Annotated in this window: 17 protein-coding genes; 3 read left to right on the top strand and 14 right to left on the bottom strand. The window is 67.8% G+C overall.

Annotated features, from left to right (window positions below):
- Nucleotides 1-46: 46 nt before the first annotated feature.
- Nucleotides 47-1,264, bottom strand: a complete 1,218-nt coding sequence (locus F9K34_RS04190) for an ROK family transcriptional regulator (protein WP_291335649.1) — start codon at nt 1,262-1,264, stop codon at nt 47-49.
- A gap of 163 nt (nt 1,265-1,427) precedes the next feature.
- Here F9K34_RS04190 and F9K34_RS04185 point away from each other — a divergent pair, with 163 nt between their 5' ends.
- The 3 genes from F9K34_RS04185 (at nt 1,428) to F9K34_RS04175 (ending at nt 4,388) form a co-directional block, all read left to right on the top strand.
- Nucleotides 1,428-2,441 (top strand): sugar ABC transporter substrate-binding protein, encoded by a 1,014-nt coding sequence (locus F9K34_RS04185; RefSeq protein WP_291335648.1) that lies wholly within the window; start codon nt 1,428-1,430, stop codon nt 2,439-2,441.
- A gap of 97 nt (nt 2,442-2,538) precedes the next feature.
- Entirely contained in the window at nt 2,539-3,612 is a 1,074-nt protein-coding gene (locus tag F9K34_RS04180; RefSeq protein ID WP_291335646.1) for an ABC transporter permease, read from the top strand.
- A complete protein-coding gene (locus F9K34_RS04175) occupies nt 3,612-4,388 on the top strand; it encodes an ATP-binding cassette domain-containing protein (RefSeq protein WP_291335644.1) in 777 nt (258 codons plus the stop codon). The genes F9K34_RS04180 and F9K34_RS04175 overlap by 1 nt, the downstream gene beginning before the upstream one ends.
- Nucleotides 4,389-4,393: 5 nt before the next feature.
- On the opposite strand, the gene F9K34_RS04170 is transcribed toward F9K34_RS04175, so the two are convergent.
- The 13 genes from F9K34_RS04170 to F9K34_RS04110 all read right to left on the bottom strand — a co-directional run bounded on the left by F9K34_RS04170 (nt 4,394) and on the right by F9K34_RS04110 (nt 23,534).
- Nucleotides 4,394-5,518 carry an acyltransferase family protein gene (locus tag F9K34_RS04170; RefSeq protein WP_291335642.1) on the bottom strand — a complete coding sequence of 375 codons (1,125 nt, stop codon included), beginning with the start codon at nt 5,516-5,518 and terminating at the stop codon, nt 4,394-4,396.
- Nucleotides 5,519-5,563: 45 nt separating this feature from the next.
- Nucleotides 5,564-6,655 (bottom strand): acyltransferase family protein, encoded by a 1,092-nt coding sequence (locus tag F9K34_RS04165; protein ID WP_291335641.1) that lies wholly within the window; start codon nt 6,653-6,655, stop codon nt 5,564-5,566.
- A gap of 16 nt (nt 6,656-6,671) precedes the next feature.
- Nucleotides 6,672-8,006, bottom strand: coding sequence for a hypothetical protein (locus tag F9K34_RS04160; protein WP_291335640.1), 1,335 nt, complete (start codon nt 8,004-8,006; stop codon nt 6,672-6,674).
- Nucleotides 8,007-8,343: 337 nt separating this feature from the next.
- The gene (gene rpoD, locus F9K34_RS04155; protein ID WP_291335638.1) at nt 8,344-10,332 is read right to left on the bottom strand and encodes an RNA polymerase sigma factor RpoD; all 1,989 of its coding nucleotides are present in this window, start codon (nt 10,330-10,332) and stop codon (nt 8,344-8,346) included.
- Nucleotides 10,333-10,439: 107 nt separating this feature from the next.
- Nucleotides 10,440-12,395, bottom strand: coding sequence for a DNA primase (gene dnaG, locus F9K34_RS04150; RefSeq protein ID WP_291335635.1), 1,956 nt, complete (start codon nt 12,393-12,395; stop codon nt 10,440-10,442).
- A 61-nt stretch (nt 12,396-12,456) separates the two neighbouring features.
- Nucleotides 12,457-13,005: a sarcosine oxidase subunit gamma gene (locus F9K34_RS04145; protein ID WP_291335633.1), complete on the bottom strand. Its 549-nt coding sequence runs from the start codon at nt 13,003-13,005 to the stop codon at nt 12,457-12,459.
- Complete coding sequence (locus tag F9K34_RS04140; protein WP_291335631.1) at nt 12,998-15,937, bottom strand: sarcosine oxidase subunit alpha family protein; 2,940 nt, start codon at nt 15,935-15,937, stop codon at nt 12,998-13,000. Before F9K34_RS04140 ends, F9K34_RS04145 begins: the two co-directional genes overlap by 8 nt.
- Nucleotides 15,934-16,230, bottom strand: coding sequence for a sarcosine oxidase subunit delta (locus F9K34_RS04135; RefSeq protein WP_291335629.1), 297 nt, complete (start codon nt 16,228-16,230; stop codon nt 15,934-15,936). Before F9K34_RS04135 ends, F9K34_RS04140 begins: the two co-directional genes overlap by 4 nt.
- Before the next feature lie 10 nt (nt 16,231-16,240).
- Nucleotides 16,241-17,491: a sarcosine oxidase subunit beta family protein gene (locus F9K34_RS04130; protein ID WP_291335627.1), complete on the bottom strand. Its 1,251-nt coding sequence runs from the start codon at nt 17,489-17,491 to the stop codon at nt 16,241-16,243.
- A gap of 220 nt (nt 17,492-17,711) precedes the next feature.
- Nucleotides 17,712-19,079, bottom strand: a complete 1,368-nt coding sequence (locus tag F9K34_RS04125; protein ID WP_291335625.1) for a pilus assembly protein TadG-related protein — start codon at nt 19,077-19,079, stop codon at nt 17,712-17,714.
- 3 nt (nt 19,080-19,082) lie between these two features.
- Nucleotides 19,083-19,493 (bottom strand): TadE/TadG family type IV pilus assembly protein, encoded by a 411-nt coding sequence (locus F9K34_RS04120; protein WP_291335623.1) that lies wholly within the window; start codon nt 19,491-19,493, stop codon nt 19,083-19,085.
- 215 nt (nt 19,494-19,708) lie between these two features.
- Complete coding sequence (locus F9K34_RS04115) at nt 19,709-21,604, bottom strand: acyl-CoA synthetase (RefSeq protein WP_291335621.1); 1,896 nt, start codon at nt 21,602-21,604, stop codon at nt 19,709-19,711.
- Nucleotides 21,605-21,716: 112 nt separating this feature from the next.
- Nucleotides 21,717-23,534 (bottom strand): ABC transporter transmembrane domain-containing protein, encoded by a 1,818-nt coding sequence (locus tag F9K34_RS04110; RefSeq protein WP_291335618.1) that lies wholly within the window; start codon nt 23,532-23,534, stop codon nt 21,717-21,719.
- Nucleotides 23,535-23,769: the final 235 nt, after the last annotated feature.

Here is a 23,769-nt window from a genome sequence, read left to right as displayed (position 1 = left end):
AGCCTAGCACGGACGGCGCTGTTTCCACAGCGCCCCGCGGCAAGGTTCAGCCGAAGCGCGGCTGGCTCAGGAGGTAGCGGTCGAGGATGGGCAACGCGGCGGCGCCGATGGCGCGGGCATTGCGGCCGACGCTCGCCTCGGCGATCACCGGCGCGCCGATGCCCTGCGTGTCGAGCCCGGCCGCCGCGACGCGGGTCCGCTCGACGATGCGCCTGCGCACCTCGGGCGGGGCATTCACCTCGACCAGGATGCGCTCGAAGTCGATCACGGCCGAGACGGCGACCACGCCGATGGCAAGATGGCGTGCGGTGTGCTCGATCCAGTCGTCGAGCGCGGCCCCGAACGCCGCCCAGTCCGTCCCGGGATCCCAGATCGCGGCCGGGTCGATCCCGGCCTTGGACAGCCGCCGCTCCAGCAGGAAGATCGACGCATGGTCGATGAGTTGGCGCGGCACCCCCGCCCCGGAGGCCACGGGGATCGATCCGAAGGCTCCGGCATTGCCGGTGCGCCCCGTGTAGACGGTATCGTTCAGCACCACGCCGCCGCCGATGAAGGATCCGATGAAGAAATAGGCGTAGTCGGCGAACTCGCGGCCGCGGCCGAAGACATGCTCGGCGGTGCAGGCGGCGGTCGCGTCGTTGCGCAGGATCACCGGCAGCCCCGTCACGGCGGCGACCCGGTCCTCGATGTCGAAGTCGCGCCAGGCCTGCATCTCTTCCTTCGGGGCATTCACGATGTCGAGCCAGTTCCAGAGCTCGAAGGGTGCGGCAACTCCGATTCCGGCCAGCCGCGCGCGCCCGAGCGCCTCGAGCGGCGCCGTCGCCTTCGGCAGGTTCTCCTCGAGAAACCGCATCACGGCGCCGGGGGTCGGATAGGCATAGGTGCGCTTGGCGACCGCGCGGATCGCGCCGGTGACGTCGATCAGCACGAGGTCGGCGCTCTTCCTGCCGATGTTCAGTCCGAGCGAGAGCACCCCGTCGGGATTGAGGGCCATCGGGATCGAGGGCTTGCCCACCCTGCCCCGGATCGGCTCCCCCCGGATCAGGAGGCCGTCCTTCTCCAGCGCGCGGATGATGGTCGAGACGGTCTGCGCCGAGACATTGGCGCGGCGGGCGACATCGGCCGAGGGCAGCGCGCCGTGGCGCTGGATCAGCGACAGGACGAGGCGTTCGTTGTGGTCGCGCACGCCCGAAGGCGTCGCGCCCCCCATCGGATCGCGGATCAGAGTGGCATCCATGTTTTCCGCCATATCGCCTGTCGTCATGACGTCAAGTCTGGTCTCGCCCTATTAATAAATCAACTTGATTTATTTATTGACAGCCCACGCCGAGTCGGGGCACAACCGACGTCGGGGACAGGCAGACGCGGCCTGTCCGCGATGCCCGGGCCGTGCAGGACGCGCGAGACCCTTCGTCAGGGAGGACGACATGAAGAGACTCTTCGCCAGCGCCGCCACGGCGGCGCTTCTCATCGGCGGCGCCACCGCCGCCTCGGCCGACAGCGCCTGCCTCATCACCAAGACCGACACCAATCCCTTCTTCGTGAAAATGAAGGAAGGCGCGACCGCAAAGGCCGCCGAACTCGGGATCGAACTGAAGTCTTATGCCGGCAAGATCGACGGCGACCACGAAAGCCAGGTCGCGGCCATCGAGGCCTGCGTGGCCGACGGCGCGAAGGGCATCCTCCTGACGGCCTCGGATACCAAGGCGATCGTCGATTCCGTCAAGGCCGCACGGGACGCCGGGGTGCTGGTGATCGCGCTCGACACGCCGCTGGACCCGATCGACGCGGCGGACGCGACATTCGCCACCGACAACTTCGCCGCCGGCCTCCTCATCGGCCAGTGGGCCAAGGCGACGATGGGCGATGCGGCCGCGAATGCCAAGATCGCGCTGCTCGACCTCGCCATCTCGCAGCCCTCGGTCGACGTGCTGCGCGACCAGGGCTTCCTGCAGGGCTTCGGCGTGGACCTCGGCGACCCCAACAAATGGGGCGACGAGACCGACCCGCGCATTGTCGGGCACGAAGTCACCGCCGGCAACGAGGAAGGCGGCCTGAAGGCCATGGAGGCGCTTCTCGCCAAGGACCCGGACGTCAACGTCGTCTACACGATCAACGAACCGTCGGCGGCGGGCGCCTACGAAGCGCTGAAGGCCGTGGGCAAGGAAGGCTCCACCCTCATCGTCTCCGTCGACGGCGGCTGCCCGGGCGTGCAGAATGTGAAGGACGGGATCATCGGCGCCACCTCGCAGCAGTATCCGCTGCTGATGGCATCCAAGGGCATCGAGGCGATCGCCGCCTACATCAAGGACGGCTCCAAGCCCGCGCCGACCGAGGGCAAGGACTTCTTCGACACCGGCGTCGCGCTCATCACCGACAAGCCGGCGGAAGGCGTCGAGTCGATTGACACGGCCAAGGGCATGGAGCTCTGCTGGGGCTGATCGGTCGCATTGTTACCCGGGTGCCGGTAACCAGTGAAGGGGCGGCCCGCGCCGCCCTTTTTTCTGGCAATGGAACCTGGACAGAGGGAGGGGCAACATGGCTGCGGATCAAAGAGCTGGAACGGCCTTCGAGGAGGGCCTGAAGGGCGCCTCCGAGAAGGTGGCCGAGTTCCACGAGCCCGAAGGCGCGCTGAAGCGGATGCAGCACTGGCTGCACCAGACGCCGTCGGCGGTTCCGATGATCGTGCTGGCCGTCGCCGTGGTCGTCTTCGCGCTCCTGTCGGAGAACTTCTTCAAGGCGACGACGATCTCGACGATCCTTCAGCAGATCGCCATCGTCGGCATCCTCGGCTGCGCCCAGACCCTCGTGATCCTGACGGCGGGCATCGACCTGTCGGTGGGCGCCATCGCCGTCTTCTCCTCGGTGCTGATGGGCCAGCTCACCTTCCGCTACGGCCTGCCCGCGCCCCTGGCCATCTCGCTCGGCCTCGCGCTCGGCACGGCGATGGGGGCGATGAACGGCCTCCTCATCTCGCGGCTGAGGTTGCCGCCCTTCATCGTGACGCTCGGCACCTGGCAGATCCTGCTTGCCTCCAACTTCATCTTCTCGGCGAACGAGACCATCCGCAGCCAGGACATCGCCGCCAATGCCCCCGCGCTCCAGTTCTGGGGCAATGCGATCCAGCCGGGGGGCGTGAAGGTGCTCTATGCCGTGTTCCTGATGATCGCGCTCGTCCTCGTGATGGCCTATGTGCTGCGCCACACCGCCTGGGGCCGCCATGTCTATGCCGTCGGCGACGACGCCGAGGCCGCGAAGCTTGCCGGGGTGCAGACCGACCGTGTCATCCTCCAGGTCTATGCGCTGGCCGGCCTCTTCTGCGCCGTCGCCGGCTGGGTGATGATCGGACGCTTCGGCTCGGTCTCGCCCACGGCCTCCACCGGCCAGCTCGGCAACATCCAGTCGATCACCGCCGTGGTGATCGGAGGCATCTCGCTCTTCGGCGGGCGCGGCTCCATCCTCGGCATGTTCTTCGGGGCGCTGATCGTCGGCGTCTTCGAGATGGGTCTGCGCCTCGTCGGCACCGACCCGCAATGGACCTTCTTCCTCATTGGCGCGCTGATCATCTTCGCCGTCGCCGTGGACCAGTGGATCAGAAAGGTGGCCGCGTGATGGACCCGATCCTGAAAGCCCGCAATCTCGTCAAGCGCTACGGCAAGGTCGTCGCCCTCGACCATTGCGACTTCGACCTCTACCCCGGCGAGATCCTCGCCGTGATTGGCGACAACGGCGCCGGCAAGTCGACCCTGATCAAGGCAATCTCCGGCGCCGTGGTCCCGGATGAGGGGGAGATCTGGCTCGAGGGCCGCAAGGTCGCCTTCGCGACCCCGCTCGAAGCGCGCGGCGCCGGCATCGAGACCGTCTACCAGACGCTTGCCATGTCGCCGGCCCTGTCCATCGCGGACAACATGTTCATGGGCCGCGAAATCCGGCGGCAGGGGATCATGGGCGCGCTCTTCCGCAAGCTCGACCGCCCGGCAATGGAGAAGTTCGCGCGCGAGAAGCTGAACGAACTGGGACTGATGACGATCCAGAACATCAACCAGGCGGTGGAGACGCTCTCGGGCGGCCAGCGTCAAGGGGTAGCGGTCGCCCGCGCGGCAGCCTTCGGCTCGAAGGTCGTGATCCTCGACGAGCCTACGGCGGCGCTCGGCGTGAAGGAAAGCCGGCGCGTGCTGGAACTGATCCGCGACGTGCGGGGGCGCGGCATCCCGATCATCCTCATCAGCCACAACATGCCGCATGTCTTCGAGGTGGCCGACCGCATCCATATCCACCGGCTCGGGCGCAGGCTCTGCGTGATCCGGCCGGGCGATTTCACCATGTCGGATGCCGTGGCCTTCATGACCGGCGCCAAGGACGCGCCGGCGGAGGCGGTGGCGGCCTGAAGGGGTCAGGCGAAGCGGTGCCTGAGCCGGCGCGGCAGCGGCTCGATCACATGCCAGACGAAGGCCGCATAGGCGATGGAGATGACCGCGGCGGCGGCGATGAAGAGCGCAGCGTTGCCCTCGAACCAGTCGTGCTTGTGCAGGATCCGGATGATCACGTAGTGGGCGAGGTAGATCGAGTAGGAATAGAGCCCGATCGTCCTGACCCAGCCGAGGTTCAGCGGCCGGAACAGCCAGTAATCCGGCCGGGTGACCGCGTAGTGGAAGACGACCATCAGCGCGATACCCTGCACCGTGTAGCGCAGCGTTGACCGGAAGGTCATGTCGCGCGCGAGGATCGAGAGGGCGAGCACCGCGAGCGCCCCGAAGACGAGGAGCGTGAGCCGCCGGTTGTCCGGGGGCATCACCCGTGCCGCCGCCCCGTTCCGCTCCATGAGCGCCAGGAGGCAGCCGTAGAGGATCGAGTCGAACCGCGTGTCGGTGGAGATGTAGATCGTCCACTGGGTGTCGAGCAGGACCTGCCAGCGGAAGTAGCGCCAGGCGACGATGGCGACGAGCAGTGCGACGATGTGGGAAACCCGCACCTTCCCGCGCGTGAAGAGCAGGAAGATGAGCGGAAAGATGAGGTAGAAATGCTCCTCCACCGAGAGGGACCAGAGCGGCTGCAGTCCGACGACGACGGACCCCGCATCGGGGAAGGCCGCGAGATAGTAGTTGTGGAAGTATAGAAGCTGGCTGAGGATCGCCAGCGGCTCGAACTTCCCGTCCGCGAAGCCGAGCCAGACGAGCAGGTAGCCCACCCCGAGCGTGAAGAAGAGCGGCGGCGAGAGCCGCAGGAACCGGCGGACGTAGAACTTGCCGATGTGGATACTGTCGGTGTCCCGCCATTCGCGCAGGAAGAGCGTGGTGATGAGGAACCCCGACAGGAAGAAGAAGATCGTCACCCCGAAGCCTCCGGCGATGGCGTCCGAGAGCCCGGCATGGGCGAAGAAGACGATCGCGACCGACACCGCCCGGATGCCGTCGAGCGAGGGGATTGCGCCGCGCGCGAGCGTGGGCGGCAGGCTGCCCGCGCCCGGCGCTTCCACCGGCCCCGCCCGGGCTGACCTTGCCACGTCGCCCCGCATCATGTCCGAACCTGACGCACCCATACCGAACCCTTCGTCCTGCGCCTCCTAGTCATTGCCCGCACCGGCCCTGACCGCCGCACCCGCGTGCGCGGCCGGCCGCGATTCGAGCCGCCGCCCGAACTGCAGCATCGGCCCCTCGAACCAGCGGAAGGAAACCACGGCGGCGCCGTAGCTCAGCCCGAGGCAGAGCGCGGCATTGACCCAGAAGGGAATCCCGCCGAGGCCGAGCGCGCCTTCGGCCCTGAGCTGCGCCTCGAGCACCATGAAGTGAAAGAGGTAGATGAAGTAGGAATAGAACCCCACCCGCGCATAACCGGTGGCGAGAAGCCCGCGGTAACCCCTGAGCCAGGACTCCGAGACCGCGATGGCGAGAAGCGTCAGGCAGGTGACGAGCGTGTAGAGGAAAGTCGGCGCGAAGGCCCCGCTGAGCATTCGCGCCCCGAGGGCGACGAGCGTCAGGGCGGCAACCGGGAGGACAACGGGCATCCCCCGGCCCATCGCCCAGGCGAGAATGCCCCCCATGGCGATGGAATCGAGCCGGGTCAGCGGGAAGTGATAGGTCCCCGCGTGGCCCACCGTGTTCAGGTAGTACCGCAAACCCAGCGCAAAGAGGCTCAGGAAGAGCAGAAAGCCCGGCAACGACCGGCGCGCGACCAGCGCCGCGAGGCCGATGACGATGTAGGAGAACTCCTCGACCGAGAGCGACCAGGTGATGGTGTAGGGCACCGTCTCGACGCCGTCGAAGAAGATGAACCAGCCGGTCAGGAAGGTGTAGGGAATCCAGATCCTGTCGATGATCCCCGGCTCTTGGTCGAGCACCTTGGCGGCGAGGAAATAGATCGTCACGGCCACCATGTAGAGCGGCACGATCCGGAAGAAGCGCCTGAGGAAGAAGGTGCGGATCGACCCGGCATCGGCGTGGCGGATCAGGAAGGAGGTGATGAGATAGCCGCTCAACGGAAAGAAGATATCGACGCCGAGCGTGCCCCAGGCGCGGAAGAGCGCGGCGAACGGGTCGAGTGCGGCATCGGGATAGCGCGTCGCCACGTGGAAGACGACGACCATGACGATGGCCGTCGCCCGGATGCAGTCGAGCGGCACCGACCGTTTCGAGATGAACTCGGATTTCACGCTCATGCCCGGAGTCCGCCGCTCATGTCCGTCGCCCGGCGGCGCGCGGCACCAGCCCGGGCCCGAGCGGTCGCTGCCGGGACGGGCCATAGCGCGAATACTGCGGCCCCCGTCGCGCCTCGGCCTCCGGCTCGGGCGGCGGCGCCTCGCCCGTCTCGACCTCGGCGTCCAGCATCCACAGGCCGGCCGCGAAGAAGAAGAACATGAAGGAGGCTATCTCGCTCCAGACGAAGACGGTGCCGAGCGTCAGCGTCGCACTGATCATGGAGATGACCCAGGCGGTCCGCACACGGTCAAGCGTGCTGCCCTTGGGGAAATCGCGCTTGGCGACAGCGACGATGGCGAGGATAAAGGCGAGGAACTGCGAGAAGAAGGTGGGGAATCCGAAGGCCACGGCAAGGCCCAGCCAGTAGTTGTCGAGGCTGCCGGTCATCCAGGGCGGAAGGTTCCACGGCCGCTTGAAGATACCGAAGACCGGCGTCGCGATCACCTGGTCGATGCCGTAGTCGAGCAGGACCCGACGTGCGTTTGCCGTTCCGGGGTTAAATGCCACCTTGGTAATGATGTAGTAAAGTGCCGGGCCGTTCGACGCGACCTCAAGCACGACGTAGAGCCCGAGGCTGATCCAGACGAGCGTCATCCAGGGCCGCTCGTTCTTGCGCATCACGTAGAGCCACATGATCAGCAGGAACTGGATGATCATCGACAGGAGGGGGCCGCTCGAAAGCGAGAAGAAGGTGGTGAGCGCAAGCACGGCAGCCTGCGCCCAGAGCCGGAAGTTGCCGATCTGGTTCTTCATCGCGAGGAAGAAGAGCGCGACCGAAAGCGAGCAGAAGAACCCGTAGTGGATCGGGTGAACAAAGACGAACTGCACCCGATCGAGCCCCATCCGACGCGGGTACTGCACATCCCGGTTCGAGGTGACGCCCGGGATCATCTCGACGATCTTCGGGATCGTGAGGTGCCCCGTCAGCGTCTCGTAGACGATGAAGGGCACGCTGAGCGTCAGCACGAGGGCAAAGAAGCGCACGAAGCCGAGGAACTGGTCGAGGTCGCGGATCGCGGCGCGCCCGGCAAGGTAACCGCCGAGCAGGATGACCGTGTTGACACCAGTGTAGGTGATCGCGGTGCTGGCCGAAGCGTTCACGAAGACGCTCAGCGTGAACCAGGACATGTGGAAGAGAATGAGCCAGTCGATATAGGTGACGCGCCCGTAGCTCTTGCCCAGAAGTTTCATGAGCAGCAACGGGATCAGCAGAAGGAACAGAAGCCGCGACGGCGTCATCAACAGCGTTCCGATATGGAAGAACGCCGGAATCAAGAGCGCGACGAAGACAACGAGCGCGAAGAACGGCATGCGCTGTGCCGCCCGCCCCGCACCATCAGGGCGAACGACCACATGCCCGTCCCGCATCAGGACAGCGCCCCGCTGCGAAGGGAGTGTTCTTACGCCTGCCACGCAAGCCCTCCTGTTCCTGCCTCGCGTTTTGCGGAAACGGCGTCCATTTCGCAAGGAAAGAAGTAGTTTTCGCCCCTTCCGGCGACAATCCCTGCCGAACGCGGCGGAATTGCGGCGCGGGCGGCACAGGCGCATGTCGGGTGCGAGACCCCGCACGCCGGGACGGGAAACCGCGCAGCGGTCCCCGGCACCGATTAATGCGCGATCGCGCCCGCGAGTCCGGCCGGCGCAGCCGCTACTGATCCAGGAAGCTCCTGAGCTTCCGGCTCCGCGACGGGTGTTTCAGCTTCCTCAGCGCCTTCGCCTCGATCTGGCGGATGCGTTCGCGCGTGACGGAGAACTGCTGGCCCACTTCCTCCAGCGTGTGGTCGGTGTTCATGCCGATCCCGAAGCGCATCCTGAGCACACGCTCCTCGCGCGGCGTAAGCGACGCCAGCACGCGGGTCGTCGTTTCCTTCAGGTTTTCCTGGATGGCACTATCCAGCGGCAGGATCGCGTTCTTGTCCTCGATGAAGTCGCCGAGCTGGCTGTCCTCCTCGTCGCCGATGGGCGTTTCGAGGCTGATCGGCTCCTTGGCGATCTTCATCACCTTGCGGACCTTTTCCAGCGGCATCTGCAGCTTCTCGGCCAGTTCCTCGGGCGTCGGCTCGCGGCCGATCTCGTGCAGCATCTGGCGCCCCGTCCGGACCAGCTTGTTGATCGTCTCGATCATGTGGACCGGGATGCGGATGGTGCGGGCCTGGTCGGCGATGGAGCGGGTGATCGCCTGCCTGATCCACCATGTCGCATAAGTGGAGAACTTGTAGCCGCGACGGTATTCGAACTTGTCCACCGCCTTCATCAAGCCGATATTGCCTTCCTGAATAAGATCAAGGAACTGCAACCCGCGGTTGGTGTATTTCTTGGCGATCGAGATGACGAGGCGAAGGTTCGCTTCGACCATTTCCTTCTTGGCCTGCCGGGCTTCCTTCTCGCCCTTCTGGACCTGGTTGACGATGCGGCGGAATTCCTGGATGTCGACGCCGACATACTGGCCGACCTGCGCCATGTCGGCGCGCAGGTCCTCCACCTTGTCCTGGCTCTTCTCGACCAGGGCCTGCCAGCCGCGACCCGATTTCGCCGCCATCCGGTCGAGCCAGGTCGGGTCGAGCTCGTAGCCGCGGTACTCGTCGATGAACTCGCGGCGGTTGATGCGCGCCGCGTCGGCAAGCTTCACCATCGCCGAGTCAATCTGCATGATCTTGCGGTTGATGCCGTAGAGCTGGTCGATCAGCGCCTCGATCCGGTTGTTGTGCAGGTGAAGCTCGTTCACCAGCACCACGATCTCGGACCGGAGCTTCTGATAGGCGGTCTCGTCCGCCACCGTAAACGTGCCGTCCTCGTTCAGCGTGGCCGACATCCGCTGGTCCTGCATTTCGGCCAGCCGGGAATAGTCGCGGGCGATGTTCTCGAGGATCTCCAGCACGCGCGGCTTCAACGCGGCTTCCATCGCGGCAAGCGACATGTTGGAGGCCTCGTCGTCCTCGTCCTCGTCCTCGGCGCGCATGATCGGGTTGCCGTCGGCGTCGAGCTCGGGCTCCGCCGCGTCGCCCTCGGCCTTGCGCGGAGCAGCTTCCCCGCCCTCGACGACGGGGGCGTCCATGTCGCCGTCCTCGTCGAGCGAGCGCCCGAAGGTCGCCTCGAGGTCGATCACGTCGCGCAGGAGGATGTCCTCGTTCAGGAGCTCGTCGCGCCAGATCGTGATGGCCTGGAACGTCAGCGGGCTTTCGCAGAGCCCCGCGATCATCGTGTTGCGGCCGGCCTCGATGCGTTTGGCGATGGCGATCTCGCCCTCGCGCGACAGAAGCTCCACCGTCCCCATCTCGCGCAGGTACATCCGCACCGGATCGTCGGTCCGGTCGAGCGTCTCGCCCGCCGAGGCGGCGATGGCGACCTCGCGTGAGGTCGACGCCTCCACCACGGCGCCCGCGGCATTGTCTCCTTCCTCGGCCTCTTCCTCCTCGATGACGTTGATGCCCATCTCGGAGAGCATCGACATCACGTCCTCGATCTGCTCGGAGGAAACCTGTTCGGGCGGAAGCGCGGCGTTGAGCTGGTCGTAGGTGATGTAGCCGCGCTCGCGCGCGTCGGCGATCATCTTCTTGACCGCGGCCTGCGACATGTCGAGCGTGTGCTCGCTGTCGTCGGTTTCCGGCTTCTGCTCGTCGGTGTCCTTGGCGGCCATCGGGGCTCCTTCCTTGCGGGCGACTCGGGCGCGGGGCGAATCGGCCCGACCGTCTTAGCGAATCATGGCGGCGAATCACAGGGGCGGCGGCCCTGCGTGCGCGGCCTTCAGGGTTTCTTCTTCTCCCAGACGGCGGCGTCGATGAGCCGCTGAAGCCCGGCCGAGAGCGCGCCGCGATCCTCGCCCATGTCGCTGTCGTCGTCGAGCTTCGACCGTTCCGCCCGGTACCGGGCCTCGGCTGCCTGGCCGAGCCGCCAAGTGAGGCCCTCGTCGGCAAGCCCAGCAAGGTCCTCCATCGCCTCGGCCACCTCGGCCTCCATGCCGCGCCGGGCTTCCAGCTTGGCAAGTTCCTCGGCAAGGCACATTGCGGCGAAATCGCTGTCGTCGGTGTTGCGCACGGGGGGAGCGATGCGCACATGGGCGAGCGCGAAGAGCTTTTCAAGCTCGGCGCCCGCCGCACGCGCCACTTTTTCCCGCAAGGAGGCGGGACCGCCGTCATGCGCCGCCACGAGAACGGCATGGCGCAGGCGCTCGTGGCCGGCGTCGCGCAGGTGAAGCGTCTCGAACTCCCCCTCGAAGCGGGTGACACAACCGGGATGCGTGATCGCGATGGCGAGGATCATCGCCTCGCGCAGGTAATCCTCCACGTCTCCGACCGGGGCGGCCGCGAGGAGCGAGGCCCGCGTTCCCGGCAGGGGTTCGGTCGCGGCACCCGGGCGGAAACCCTGCCCGCGTCCCTCCGGTCGCCGCGTGGCCCCTCCCCGCGGCGGCGGCCGGCCGGCTGCGAAAAGCTCCCAGCGCAAACGCTTGATCTCCTCGCCGTAGTGCGCCCGGATCGATGGGTCGGCGATCCGCCGGATCGACTCGCGCAGGGTCTTGTCGAGCGCGGCCCTGCGTTCCGGGCTGTCGAAGACGCGGCCCTCGGTCTCGCGCCGCCAGAGCAGGTTCACCATCGGTTCGGCACCGGCGACGGCTGCCGCCATCGCCGCGTGGCCGCGCGTACGGATCAGGTCGTCGGGGTCGAGCCCCTCGGGCAGGATGACGAAGCGCAGCCCCTGCCCCGCGACGAGCAGGGGCAGCGCCAGATCGACGAGCCGGGTGGCGGCGCGGATGCCCGCGGCGTCGCCGTCGAGCATGATCAGGGGCTCGGGGTGAATGCGCCAGAGAAGCTGAAGCTGGTCTTCCGTGATCGCGGTGCCAAGGGGCGCCACCGCCGCCTCGAACCCGGCGCCGACGAGCGCGATCACGTCCATGTAGCCCTCGGCCACGAGAAGCGGCTGCCCCTTCGCGGCCGCCTCTCGCCCCGGCCCGTGGTTGTAGAGGGTGCGGCTCTTGTCGAAGAGCTCGGTTTCCGGCGAGTTGAGGTATTTCGCGCCGTCGGCGGGGTCCATGGCGCGACCGCCGAAGGCGATGCAGCGGCCGCGCGCGTCGCGGATCGGAAACATGATCCGGTTGCGGAAGACATCGTAGGGTGCCTTGCCCCTGGTGCTGGCCTTCGCCAGTCCGGCGCCGAGGATGAGATCGTCGGCAATGCCCTTGGCCTTCAGGTGATCCCAGAGCCCCTGCCACCCCTCCGGCGCAAAGCCAATCTCGAACCGGTCCTGCGCCGTGTCCGAAAGCCTGCGCCGCGCCAGGTAGTCGCGCGCCGCCGCCCCGGCGGAGGTCCTGAGTTGCAACCGGTAATGGCGGACGGCCTCCTCCATGACCTTCGCAAGCTCGGTGCGCCGGTCGGCGCGTTCGGCCGCCTTGGGGTCGGCCGCGGGCATCGCCATCCCGGCTTCGCGCGCCAGAGTCTCCACCGCCTCCATGAACGGCATTGCCTCGGCCTCCCGCAGGAAGGTCAGCGCATCACCCTTCGCGTGGCAGCCGAAACAGTAGTAGTAGCCCTTGCGGTCATCGACGTGGAAGGACGCGGTCTTTTCCTGGTGAAACGGGCACGGCGCCCAGAAATCGCCCTTCGCCCGGTTCGACTTGCGCTGGTCCCAGGTCACCTTGCGGCCGACGACGTGGCTCAGCGTCGTCCGGGCACGCAGTTCGTCGAGGAAACCGGGGGGCAGACTCATCGGCCGAATATCGGCCCTTCGGCTGCGGCGGGCAAGGCCCGTCAGCCCGCTTCCGCGGTCGTCAGCCGAGCGCGGCGCGGGCGGCGAGCGCCTTCATCGCCACCGCCAGTTCATGCACGGCCGACCCGGCCATGGAGCGGAAGACCATGATCTGGAACGCCTGCGGCCCCTCGCGCATCAGCACCATCATCATGTGGTTGAGCCCGCTCCGGGCCACCGCACCTTCGGGAAAGGCCGCGACCCGAAGGTCGATCGGCACGAGGCGCGCAAGCACTGCCTCCGCACCCGGGCCCTGAAGCCGCATCCGCGCCCATCCGTCCGACTGGTCGGTCAGCGCGGCAACCCCCGCCAGCCCCTCGGGCGCGGCGCCGATGAGGAACGCCTGGTCGCGGCCGGTCCAGAGGCAGGCGGCCTCGCCGGCGCGGACCGACCGCCCGGGCTCGGGCCAGCCGAGGCCCAGCTTCCTCAGCGCCGTCCCCACCGCCCTGTCCTTGCCGGCGAAGGCCGCGACCGAGGTGACAGGGGCGAAGGGCAGCTCGCTCAGCCGGACCTCGGGCAGGACGACCGGCAGCAGCCCCTCGCAGGCGGCGGTCTCGATGAGCCTAGGCACGGGCGCGCCCTCCCTCTGGGTCGAAGAAGACCGGATGCGTCACCTCGCAGAGGACCTCCGCCTTGCGCAGGTGGTCCACGAGCTTCACCCGGCCGCCGATCCGCGCCCGACCGTCCTTCAGGAAGGCGAGCGCGAGGTGGGAGCGCAGCGTCGGCGACCAGCAGACCGAGGTGACATAGCCGCGGTCATTGGACGCGACCGCCGCCGCCCCCTCGTCGAAGAGATGCGCGCCCGCGGCGATGGCTCGCCCGGCCGGAATGGGCCTCAGCCCGACGAGTTGCTCTCGCTCCGGACCGGTCAGGCCGGGCCGCTGGCTCGCCGCCTTGCCGATGCAGTCCTTCTTAGCACTCACCATCCCCTGCAAGCCGATGTCGAAGGCGGTCACGCGGCCATGGATCTCGGCATGGGTGATGAAGCCCTTCTCGATCCTGAGGACATTGAGCGCCTCCATCCCGTAGGCTCCGCCGCCGAGACTCTCCGCCCGCGCCACGAGGTCGCGCCAGAGCGCCGCGCCGAAACGCGCGGGCACCGCGATCTCGTATCCCGCCTCGCCGGAGAAGGAGATGCGGAAGAGCCGCGCCTCCACCTCCATCACGCGGACCTCCCCGCAGGAGAGGAAGGGAAAGGCCGCGCCGTCGATCGGAGTCTCCAGCACCGAATTGAGAAGCTCGCGCGCGAGCGGCCCTGCCACCGCGAACTGCGCCCAGCTTTCGGTGACCGAGATCATCCGCACGTCCCAGTCCGGGCAATGCGCCTGATGGACGAAGTCGAGGTGCCGCATGACCTGTCCCGCCGCCGCCGTCGTCGTGGTCATCAGGTAGTGACCCTCGCCGAGGCAGGCGGTGGTGCCGTCGTCCATCACCATGCCGTCCTCGCGCAGCATGAGGCCGTAGCGCACCCGCCCCGGCTTCAGCGTCGAGAACGTGTTGGTGTAGACGAGGTCGAGGAAGCGGCCGGCGTCCCTGCCCTGGATGTCGATCTTGCCGAGCGTGGAGACGTCGGCCACCCCCACCCGCTCCCGCACCATCCTGACCTCGCGGTCGCACGACTCGCGCCAGCTCGCCTCGCCCGGTCGCGGGAAATAGGCGGCGCGATACCAAAGCCCGGCCTCGATCATCGGCGCGCCGCGATCCCGCGCGGCGCCGTCGGAGGTCGTGCGCCGCTCCGGCGCGAAGCCCTTGCCCTGACCGCCCGCGCCCATCGCGGCGATCGAGACGGGCGTGTAGGGCGGGCGAAAGGTCGTCGTCCCGGTCTCGGGGATCGCCCGGCCCGTCGCATCGGCAAGGATGGCCAGCGCCGCGACGTTGGAATTCTTGCCCTGGTCCGGCGCCATGCCTTGCGTCGTGTAGCGCTTCATGTGCTCGACGCTGCGGTAGTTCTCCTGCGCGGCAAGGCGCACGTCCTTGGTCGTCACGTCGTTGGCGAAATCGAGCCAGGCACGGTGCTTCGGCTCCGGCACTTCCCAGTAGGCGCGGATGCGCACGCCCGCATCCTCGGCCTGCGGCAGATCGGTCTTCGCCGCGCGAAGCCCCAGATCCTCGACCACCGCCTCGGCCGCCGCCGCACCCTCCGCGAGGCAGGCATGGGTCGAGAAGGCACCGTTCGCAGCCCCGGCGACGGTAAGCCCCGGCACCATGCCTGCACGCGGCACGAAGGCCGCGATGTCCTCGCGCCAGTCGGGACGGCCGTTCAGGTGGCAGGCGAGGTGCAGCGCCGGGTTCCAGCCGCCCGAAACGGCGAGGCAGTCGCTGACGATGCGCGAGACCTTGCCCTCGCGGTCGGCGATCACGACCTCGCGCAGGCCGCGCCGTCCCACCGTGTCGATTACCCGGCATCCGGCATGGACGGGGAAATCGCCCGGCATCGCGACATCCTCGCGCAGGTCGATCAACGCCGCGATGCGGACGCCCGCGGCGGAAAGATCGCGCGCCGTGCGGTGGGCGTAGTCGTTGTTGCCGAAGACGGTCACCGACTTGCCGGCCGCCACGCCCCAGCGGTTGAGATATCCGCGCACCGCGCCCGCGGTCATGATCCCCGGCCGGTCGTTGTTCGCAAAGGCGATCTGGCGCTCGTGCGCCCCCGAGGCGAGCACGGCGCGCCGGGCCACGATCCGCCAGAAGCCTTCGCGCGGGACGTCGTCGTCGGGGCCTGCGATATGCAGGGCCACCCGTTCGAGCGCGCCGTAGGTGCCGCCGTCATAGGCGCCGGTGACGGTGGTGCGGGGCATCAGCCGGACATTCGGCAGGGCGCCGAGTTCGGCCAGCACATCGGCCGCCCAGTCCGCGCCGGGTCGCCCCGCGATCTGGTGCGACTCCAGGAGGAGCCGCCCGCCCATCCGGCTGTCCTCCTCCACAAGGATCACGTCCGCACCGGCGCGCCCCGCGACGAGCGCGGCCATGAGGCCGGCCGGGCCGGACCCGATCACGAGGAGATCGCAGAAGGCCCAGGCCTTCTCGTAGGCCTCGTCGTTCGACTTCCCCGACAGCGCGCCGAGCCCCGCGGCACGCCGGATCACGGGCTCGTAGAGGCTTTCCCAGAAGGCCCTCGGCCACATGAAGGTCTTGTAGTAGAAGCCGGCGCCGAAGAAGGGCGCGAAGAGGTCGTTGACCCCCATAAGGTCGAGCCCGATCGACGGCCAGGCGTTCTGGCCCCGCGCCTCGAGCCCGGCGTGAATCTCCTGCACCGTCGCGCGCACGTTGGGCACCTGGCGGGCGCCGCGCCCCACGGTGACGAGCGCATTCGGTTCCTCCGATCCGGTCGTCATCACCCCGCGCGGCCGGTGATACTTGAACGACCGGCCGAAGATGCGGACGCCGGAGGCGAGGAGCGCCGAGGCCAGCGTGTCACCACGAAAGCCGGTGTAGTCGCGCCCGTCGAACCGGAAGCCCACCGTCTCCGAGCGGTCGATGAGTCCCTTGCCGGCGATCCTCATGCCCGCCGTCCCCTGCCCTTCGGCTTCGCCGGGCGCTCGCGTTCCGCGACAAGCCGAGTCGCGGTGATCGTGTGCGTGACCGTGTTGCGCGTGACCTCGATCCAGGCCGAACAACCAAGCTCGTGGTACCAGAGATCGCGGGTCTCGCCGGCGGGATTGTCGCGCAGGTGGAGGTAGTCGTCCCAGGCATCCGGTCCGGCGCCGGCGTGGGGGCGGTCGGCATACACCGCCGCGCCGTAGTAGGTGAACTCGCGCCGGTCGCGCTCGCCGCAGAGGGGGCAGGTCAGCCTCATCGGTGGTCCCTCAGTGCAGGTTGTGCTGGCTGCCGGTGCCTTCCTCGTCGAGGATGTGCCCGGTCAGGAAACGGTCGAGACGGAAACGGCGGGCGACGGGGTGGGGGTCTCCGGTCGCCATCAGATGCGCCATGCACCAGCCCGAGGCCGGCACCGCCTTGAAGCCGCCGTAGTTCCAGCCGCAGTCGATGTAGAGCCCGCCGACATCGGTCCTGTCGATGATCGGCGAGCCGTCCGGCGTCATGTCCATGATGCCGCCCCAGCTGCGCAGCACCTTCGCCTTGCCGATCATCGGCATCAGCGTCATGCCCGCCTCCATCACATGCTCCACCATCGGCAGGTTCCCCCGCGCCGCGTAGGAGGCGTAGAAGTCAAGGTCGCCGCCGAAGACGAGCCCCCCCTTGTCGCTCTGCGAGATGTAGAAATGGCCCATGCCGAAACTTACCACATGGTCGATCACCGGCTTCAGCCCCTCGGTCACGAATGCCTGGAGGACGTGGCTCTCGATCGGCAGCCGGATGCCCGCCATCGCCGCAACCTGGCCTGACCGCCCTGCGACGACGATTCCGACCTTCTTTGCGCGGATCGGGCCGCGCGTGGTCTGGACGCCGCGCACCCGGCCATCCACGATGTCGATTCCCGTCACCTCGCAGTTCTGGATCAGGTCGACGCCGCGCCGGTCTGCGCCCCGCGCATAGCCCCAGGCCACGGCGTCGTGGCGCGCCGTGCCACCGCGGCGGTGCAGAAGGCCGCCATAGATCGGGAAGCGGGTCTGTTCGAAATCGAGATATGGCAGATACCGCCGCACCCCCTCGCGGTCGAGAAGCTCGGCGTCGTCGCCCTGGTTGATCATCGCGTTGCCGCGCCGCGCAAAGGCGTCGCGCTGGCCGTCGGAGTGGAAGAGGTTGATGAGGCCGCGCTGCGAATGCATCACGTTGTAATTCAGCTCCGCCTCCAGCCCCTCCCAGAGCTTCAGCGAATGGGAGTAGAACTCCTGGTTGCCGGGCAAGAAGTAGTTGGCGCGCACGATCGTCGTGTTGCGGCCCACGTTGCCGCCACCGAGATAACCCTTTTCGAGCACGGCGACGTTGGTGATGCCGTGGTTCTTCGCAAGGTAGTAGGCGGTGGACAGACCATGCCCGCCGCCGCCGATGATGACGACCTCGTATTCCTCCTTCGGCGCGGGGTCGCGCCATGCGGGCGTCCAGCCCCTGTTGCCCGAGAGCCCCTCGCGGATGACCCTGAGCCCCGAATAGCGCATCGCCCCCTCCGTTCGCGGACCGCCCTGCCCCTCTGGCAGTGAACCGTCCCGGACAGCAGATTTCAACGCCCAAGCGGGCTTGCCGCGCCTTTCCGCGACAGAATGTGTCGCTGGACGGCCGAGGGTGCAAAAACCCGGCCGGTTGGGCGACCGGCCGGGCAGGCGCCGAATTGCCGTCGGGGGAGGCCCACGGCCCACGGCGGGGCCGGGACGCGGGATCTCAGCGCGCGAGGCGGAAGTAGGCCGCGGCGTAGTTGTTGTTCATCCCGGCGCCGTCGCAGAAGCCGAAGGCTCCGTTCGAGGTGACGTCGAGCTTGCCGCCCGAGACGAGCGCGACGCCCTCGATCCCGTCGGCATTGGCCGTCATCGAGATATCGCCCGCCGCAAGGATCTGGCTGCCGTAGATGTTGACCTTCGCCGCGAACTCGACGCCGCCCAGCGTCACCATCTGCACGTCGCCACCCTCCGCACAGTTGTCGTCCTTGCCGATGACGATGTCGGAGGAAGCATAGAACGACTTCGGGTCGGTGTTCTTGGTGACGATCACCGCGTTCTCGATCACCGCGCCGGCGGCGAACTGCAGCCTGCAATCCGTGACCAGCACCATGTTCACCAGGCTGAAGCCCGCGCCGATCTGCTTGTGGCTCTGGTCGTTCTTGCAGTCCATGACATGGATGCGGCCGGTCTTGAACTTCGCGGAGTCGAGCGAGGTCGCGCCCTGCGCCTTGATCGTCACCGGCGAGGCATTGGTGATGTAGGATCGATAGTACTGCGAGCCCTGTGCCATGATCCCGACCTGCGGATCGAAGGGGTCGGTCTCGATGCCGCGGATGATGTCGTCGATCCGGTTCAGGATGCGGATCTGGTACGACCCGTCGCGCAATGCGGGTTGAAGCCCGGTGTTGCTCGTGAAGCCGGAACTCGGCAGTTCGATGTCCCGCTTGTCGGGCATCGACACTACGACGCCCGGTTCGAAGGTGTTGTTGGAACTGACCGAGACATGGTTCTGCGAGTGGATGCAGAAGCCGGACGTGAAGTGGCCGTTCGACTGCATGTCGACCCGGTCCTGCGCCACGAAGCCCTCGCGGAAGCACGTCGGATAGTAGGTTTCGAACACCGTCTCGGAGGTGACGTCCCACGCGGTGAAGCCGACGAGGCCGAGCAGGTAGGTGGAGACACCGTTGCCCTTCGCCTTGTGCCGCTTGACCGCCACCATTACCGCGTCGCGCGCGTTCGCATCGTCGACGGTGAAAACCTGGGTGTCAGGTTTCCAGCGGCCGAACTTGATGTCCTCTGTCGTGAGGACATTGCCGTACTTGCCGCCCGGCATGTTCAGCGCCGCGATCTGCAGCGCGGCGGCCTTCGCCTCTTCGGGGCTGCGGAGTTCGCGGGTGTAGATCGCGGCATGGGCGGCGGCATCGGCCGCGACCTGCAACTGTGTCTTCGAGGCGACGCCGTTGCCGAAGTCGAGCGCGAGGCCGCCGAGGACGAGCGAGGCCATGAAGACCTGAAGGCTCAGGGCGGTGATGCCGCCCTCCTCACGCGAGAGGAAGCGGAGGACGGCGGCGGAGACCTTCGGGGTGACCATGGCTCAGTTCTCCATCAGATGCTCGGCCTGAACCGTCATCCGGGCGCCAGAGAAGATCTTGGCGATGCCGAAGAGGTCGAGGTCGTTCAGCGGCACGCTGACCGTCGTGGTGATCAGGCCTGCCGTGACACTGGTGGCCGCCATCGTGTGCGGGCTCACGTTCGACAGATGCGCAATGACAAAGGCCTGGGTGGCAGCCTCGTCCTTCAGCCGACCTATCGACAGGTTGCGGTTGGCGTCCTGGGCCACGCGCAGAAGCCGCGACTGGCCGTGAAACATCATCGAGACGTCGGCCAGAAGCGCGACGATCATCACGAACATCGGCAGCCACAGCACGGCCTCGACCGTCGCGGCGCCGGATTCGGACCGAACAAAGCACGCGATACGACCGGCAAGGAAGCGAAGGCAGCGCATTGTCACCATTCCCGTCATCGGCGACCGGTTGTTCCAGCCTGCCGTTGCGCCCCCAGCGACAATTCAACGGCCGGAATGCGGCGAAATTGCGGCAGGGTGGCAGCTACGCCGCATAATTCCCACGAAACGCTGGACAAAACGCCTCGGGCGACCAGCCGCGCGGCCGTCGCGGCTTCCGCGTGGCGGCATGTCCGAAGCGGCGCGGGCCTCCGGGGCTATTCGGCCCAGTCCCAGGGCCGAGTGAACTCGCCCAGCTTGTGCCTCAGCGCTTCCTTGTCCACCGGCCCGGTGCGCTCGATTCGCGCGACGAGCCCGCGCTTCTTGTCCTCGAAGACCTCGCGCACCCGCACGGCAAGACCCGCCTCGGCCAGCGCCGCGTCGTAGACCCGCCGGATCGCGAGCTTCCTGAGGTCGGGCTTGAAGATCTTTCCCACCGCCGTCTTCGGCAGCTCGGGCAGGATCTCGACATGCTTCGGCACGGCGGCACGCTCGTGGATGTGGGTCCGTGCGTACTCCGTGAGTTCCTCGGCCGTCGCCTCCGCGCCCTTGACGAGCTCGACATAGGCGCAGGGCAATTCGCCGGCGAAGGCATCGGGCTGGCCGACGGCGCCGACGAAGGCCACGGCGGGATGGCCCATCATCGCCTCCTCGATCTCGGCCGGGTCGATGTTGTGGCCGCCGCGGATGATGAGATCCTTGGCCCGTCCGGTGATCCAGAGGTAGCCGTCGGAGTCGATCCGGCCAAGGTCGCCGGTCCTGAGATACCGGCCCTCGGCGAAGAGGTCCCGGTTCTTGTCCACCTCGGTATAGGTCGACCCCTCGAAGACGCCGGGGTTGGAGACGCAGATCTCGCCGACCTCGTCCACCGCGCATTCCTTCAGGACCCCGCCATTGGCGTCCGTGTGCAGGATGCGGACGTGGCAATAGGGCAATGGAACGCCGACCGATCCGACCTTCTTGCGGCCATCCACCGGGTTGCAGGAGACAAGGCAGGTCGCCTCGGTCAGGCCATAGCCCTCGGCGATCTGCACGCCGGTCGCCTTCTCGAACCGGTTGTAGAGTTCGAGCGGCAGGGGCGCCGAGCCCGAGATCGCGATCTTGAGCGAGGAGACGTCGGCGTCGACCGGGCGCTGCATCAGCGCGGCGATGGCCGTGGGAACCGTGATCAGGAAGGTCACGCGCCAGCGCTCGATCAGCTTCCAGAAGTTGTCGAAGACGCCTTCGCCGCGGTAGCCCGCGGGCGTCGGCATGACCATGTGCGCCCCAGACGCGATCACGGACATTAGCACCGGATAGGCCGCAAAGACATGGAAGAGCGGCAAGGGGCAGATCAGCACGTCTGTCTCGTCGAAAAGCAAACGGCCGCCCAGCCAGCCGTTGTAGATCATGCCCGAGTACTTGTGCTGCGCGACCTTGGGCATGCCGGTGGTGCCGCCGGTGTGGAAGTAGGCCGCGACCCGGTCGCCCGCGCTGTCGGCGAAGCTCAGCCTTTCGGCGGGCTGGCGCGCGCATTCGGCCGCGAAATCGAGCACGCGGGCCTTGTGCATCGCGGGGTTCTTCGGCCGGACGAAGGGCACGATCCAGGACTTCGGCGGCGCGAGATAGCGGTTCAGATCGACCTCCAGCACCGTCTGGACGTTCGGGGCCAGCGCCACCGCCGCCGCGGCCTTCTGCGGCACATCGGTCTTGGGAAAGGCCTTCAGCGTGACAAGCACCTTCGCCTTCGTCTCGCGCAGGATCGCGGCGATCTGCTCGGGGTCGAGAAGCGGGTTGATCGGATTGACGACGCCCGCGACGGCCCCCCCGAGGAGGACCGCGGCCGTTTCGAGGCTGTTGGGCAGGAGGTAGGCGACGGTGTCCCTTTCGCCGACACCCAGGCTGCGGAAGAGGTTCGCGGCCTGGGTGATCCTCCCGAGGAGCGTGTTCCAGGTCCAGGTCTCGGCCTTCGATCGCTGGTCCGAAAGCAGCTGGAAACTGATCGCCGGCCGGGCGCCGTGGGCGTCGCGCGTGCGGCTCAGGAACCGGTAGAGCGTGACCGGAAGGTCGCGCTCTCCGTAAGGCATCTCGCGCTCGACGGAATCACGGTCGGCAACCCCTGAAAACTTCCCCATGAACTCCTCCCCCTAGCCCGCTCCCACGGGCCTCTCATTGCACGCAAGGATGGGGGCAAAGTCGGTTCCGGGCAAGAGAACTACGCCCGGTCGCACCGGCCGGGACGCCGCGTCACGACGGGGTTCGGCCCGGAGCGTCTTGCTTCGCCGCACCGGTCCCTTCGGTGAACTGGAGCCGCGCGAGGCGCGCATAGAGGCCGCCCTCGGCCACGAGGTCGTCGTGGGTGCCGCTCGCCACGATCCGCCCGGCATCGAAGACGACGATCCGATGGGCCTTCTTCACCGTGGCGAGCCGGTGCGCGACGATCAGTGTCGTGCGGCCCCTGGCAAGTTCGTCCACCGCACGCTGCACCGCGCGTTCGCTTTCGGCATCGAGCGCCGAGGTAGCCTCGTCCAGGAGGAGGATCGGCGCGTCGCGCAGGATCGCGCGGGCGATGGCGATGCGCTGCTTCTGCCCGCCCGAAAGCATGACGCCCCGCTCGCCAAGGAAGCTCGCGTAGCCCTCCGGCAGCGCCATGATGAACTCGTGCGCGGCCGCCGCGCGGGCCGCTGCCTCCACCTCGGCATCGGTGGCCTCGGGCCGGCCGTAGCGGATGTTCTCAAGTGCCGAGGCCGCAAAGATCACCGGGTCCTGCGGCACCAGCGCGACGGCGCGGCGGAAGTCGGACCGCGCCATGTCGGGCAGAGCGACACCGTCGATGGTGATGCGTCCCCGGTCGGGGTCGTAGAAGCGCAGCAGAAGCTGGATCACCGTCGTCTTGCCCGCGCCCGAGGGGCCGACGAGCGCGACCGTCTCGCCCGGCCGGACGTGGAGGTCAACGCCCTCCAGGGCCGACTGGTCCGGGCGCGTCGGATAATGGAAGGTCACGCCGTCGAAGACGATCTCCCCCTTCGCGGGGCGCGGCAGGCTGACCGGTGTCGCCGGGTCGCGCACGCTGTCGGTCGCCCCGAGAAGCTCCACCAGCCGCTCCGTCGCCCCGGCCGCGCGCTGCAGCTCGCCCCAGATTTCCGACAGCGCGGCGACCGATCCCGCCGCCATGACGGCATAGATGACGAACTGCACCAGCTCGCCCGGGCTCATCGCACCCGCGCGCACGTCGCGCGCGCCGATCCAGAGCACCCCGACGACGCCCGCGAAGACGAGGAAGATGACGATCACGGTCATCGCCGCCCGCGTACGGATTCGGGCCTTCGCCGAGGTGAAGCTTTCTTCCGTCACCCGCGAAAAGTCGGCGCGCGTGGCCGTCTCGTGGGTGAAGGCCTGCACCGTCTGCACCGCCGAAAGCGCCTCGGACGCCAAGCCGGAGGAGGCGGCGATCCAGTCCTGGTTCTCGCGGCTGAGGCGTCTCAGCCGCCGTCCCTGCGTGATGATCGGCACGATCACCGCCGGCACGATGAGAAGGACGAGCCCGGTGAGCTTGGCCGAGGTCAAGAGCATCATCGCCATGGCGCCGAGCAGAATCAGCAGGTTCCGCAATGCAACGGAGACGGAGGAGCCGATGACCGACAGGATCAGCGTCGTGTCGGTGGTGATGCGGCTCACGACCTCGCCGGTCAAGATCCGCTCGTAGAAGGCCGGGCTCATCCCGATCACGCGGTCGAAGACGGCCTTGCGGATGTCGGCCACGACCCGCTCGCCGAGCCGGGTGACGAGGTAGTAGCGCGCCCCTGTGCCGATCGCGAGCAGGCCGGCGATGACCATGGCACCGGCGAAATAGCTGTCGAGCAGGGCCGCGCCCGAGTTGAAGCCGTCGATGACCCGGCGCACCGCCACCGGCAGGAGGAGCGAGATCGAGGCCGTGAGGACGAGCGCTGCCCCGGCCATGACGACGAGGGCGCGATAGGGCGCAAGAAAGGGCCCGAGCCCGCCGAGGGCATCCAGCCGCTTCGACGCCGCCCTGTCGTCTGCCGTCATGTCCCGTCGTGCCATGCCCATCCTCCGGTGGCAGGGGTTCAGGCCCGGGGTTTAGGGGCAGGCGCAGCCCGGGGCAAGGGCGGCAACGCCGCAGGCCGCGTCGCGGCAAGGGCGCGGGAACCCGCCGCCCGGGTTGCGGCCCGGGCGGGCTTGCGGCTAGGCTGAGGGCGACGCCCGGCCCCGGCGCAACGGAGACGGAGGACAAGGTGACGACCCATTCGGCCGAGAACGCCCGCGACCTTCAATCCAT

Origin of the sequence: Albidovulum sp. (assembly GCF_008933605.1) — a bacterium.
In the GTDB taxonomy this organism is placed as follows: domain Bacteria; phylum Pseudomonadota; class Alphaproteobacteria; order Rhodobacterales; family Rhodobacteraceae; genus Albidovulum.
The sequence above is the reverse complement of the archived record's forward strand: the minus strand, read 5'-3'. Positions and strand labels throughout refer to the sequence as shown.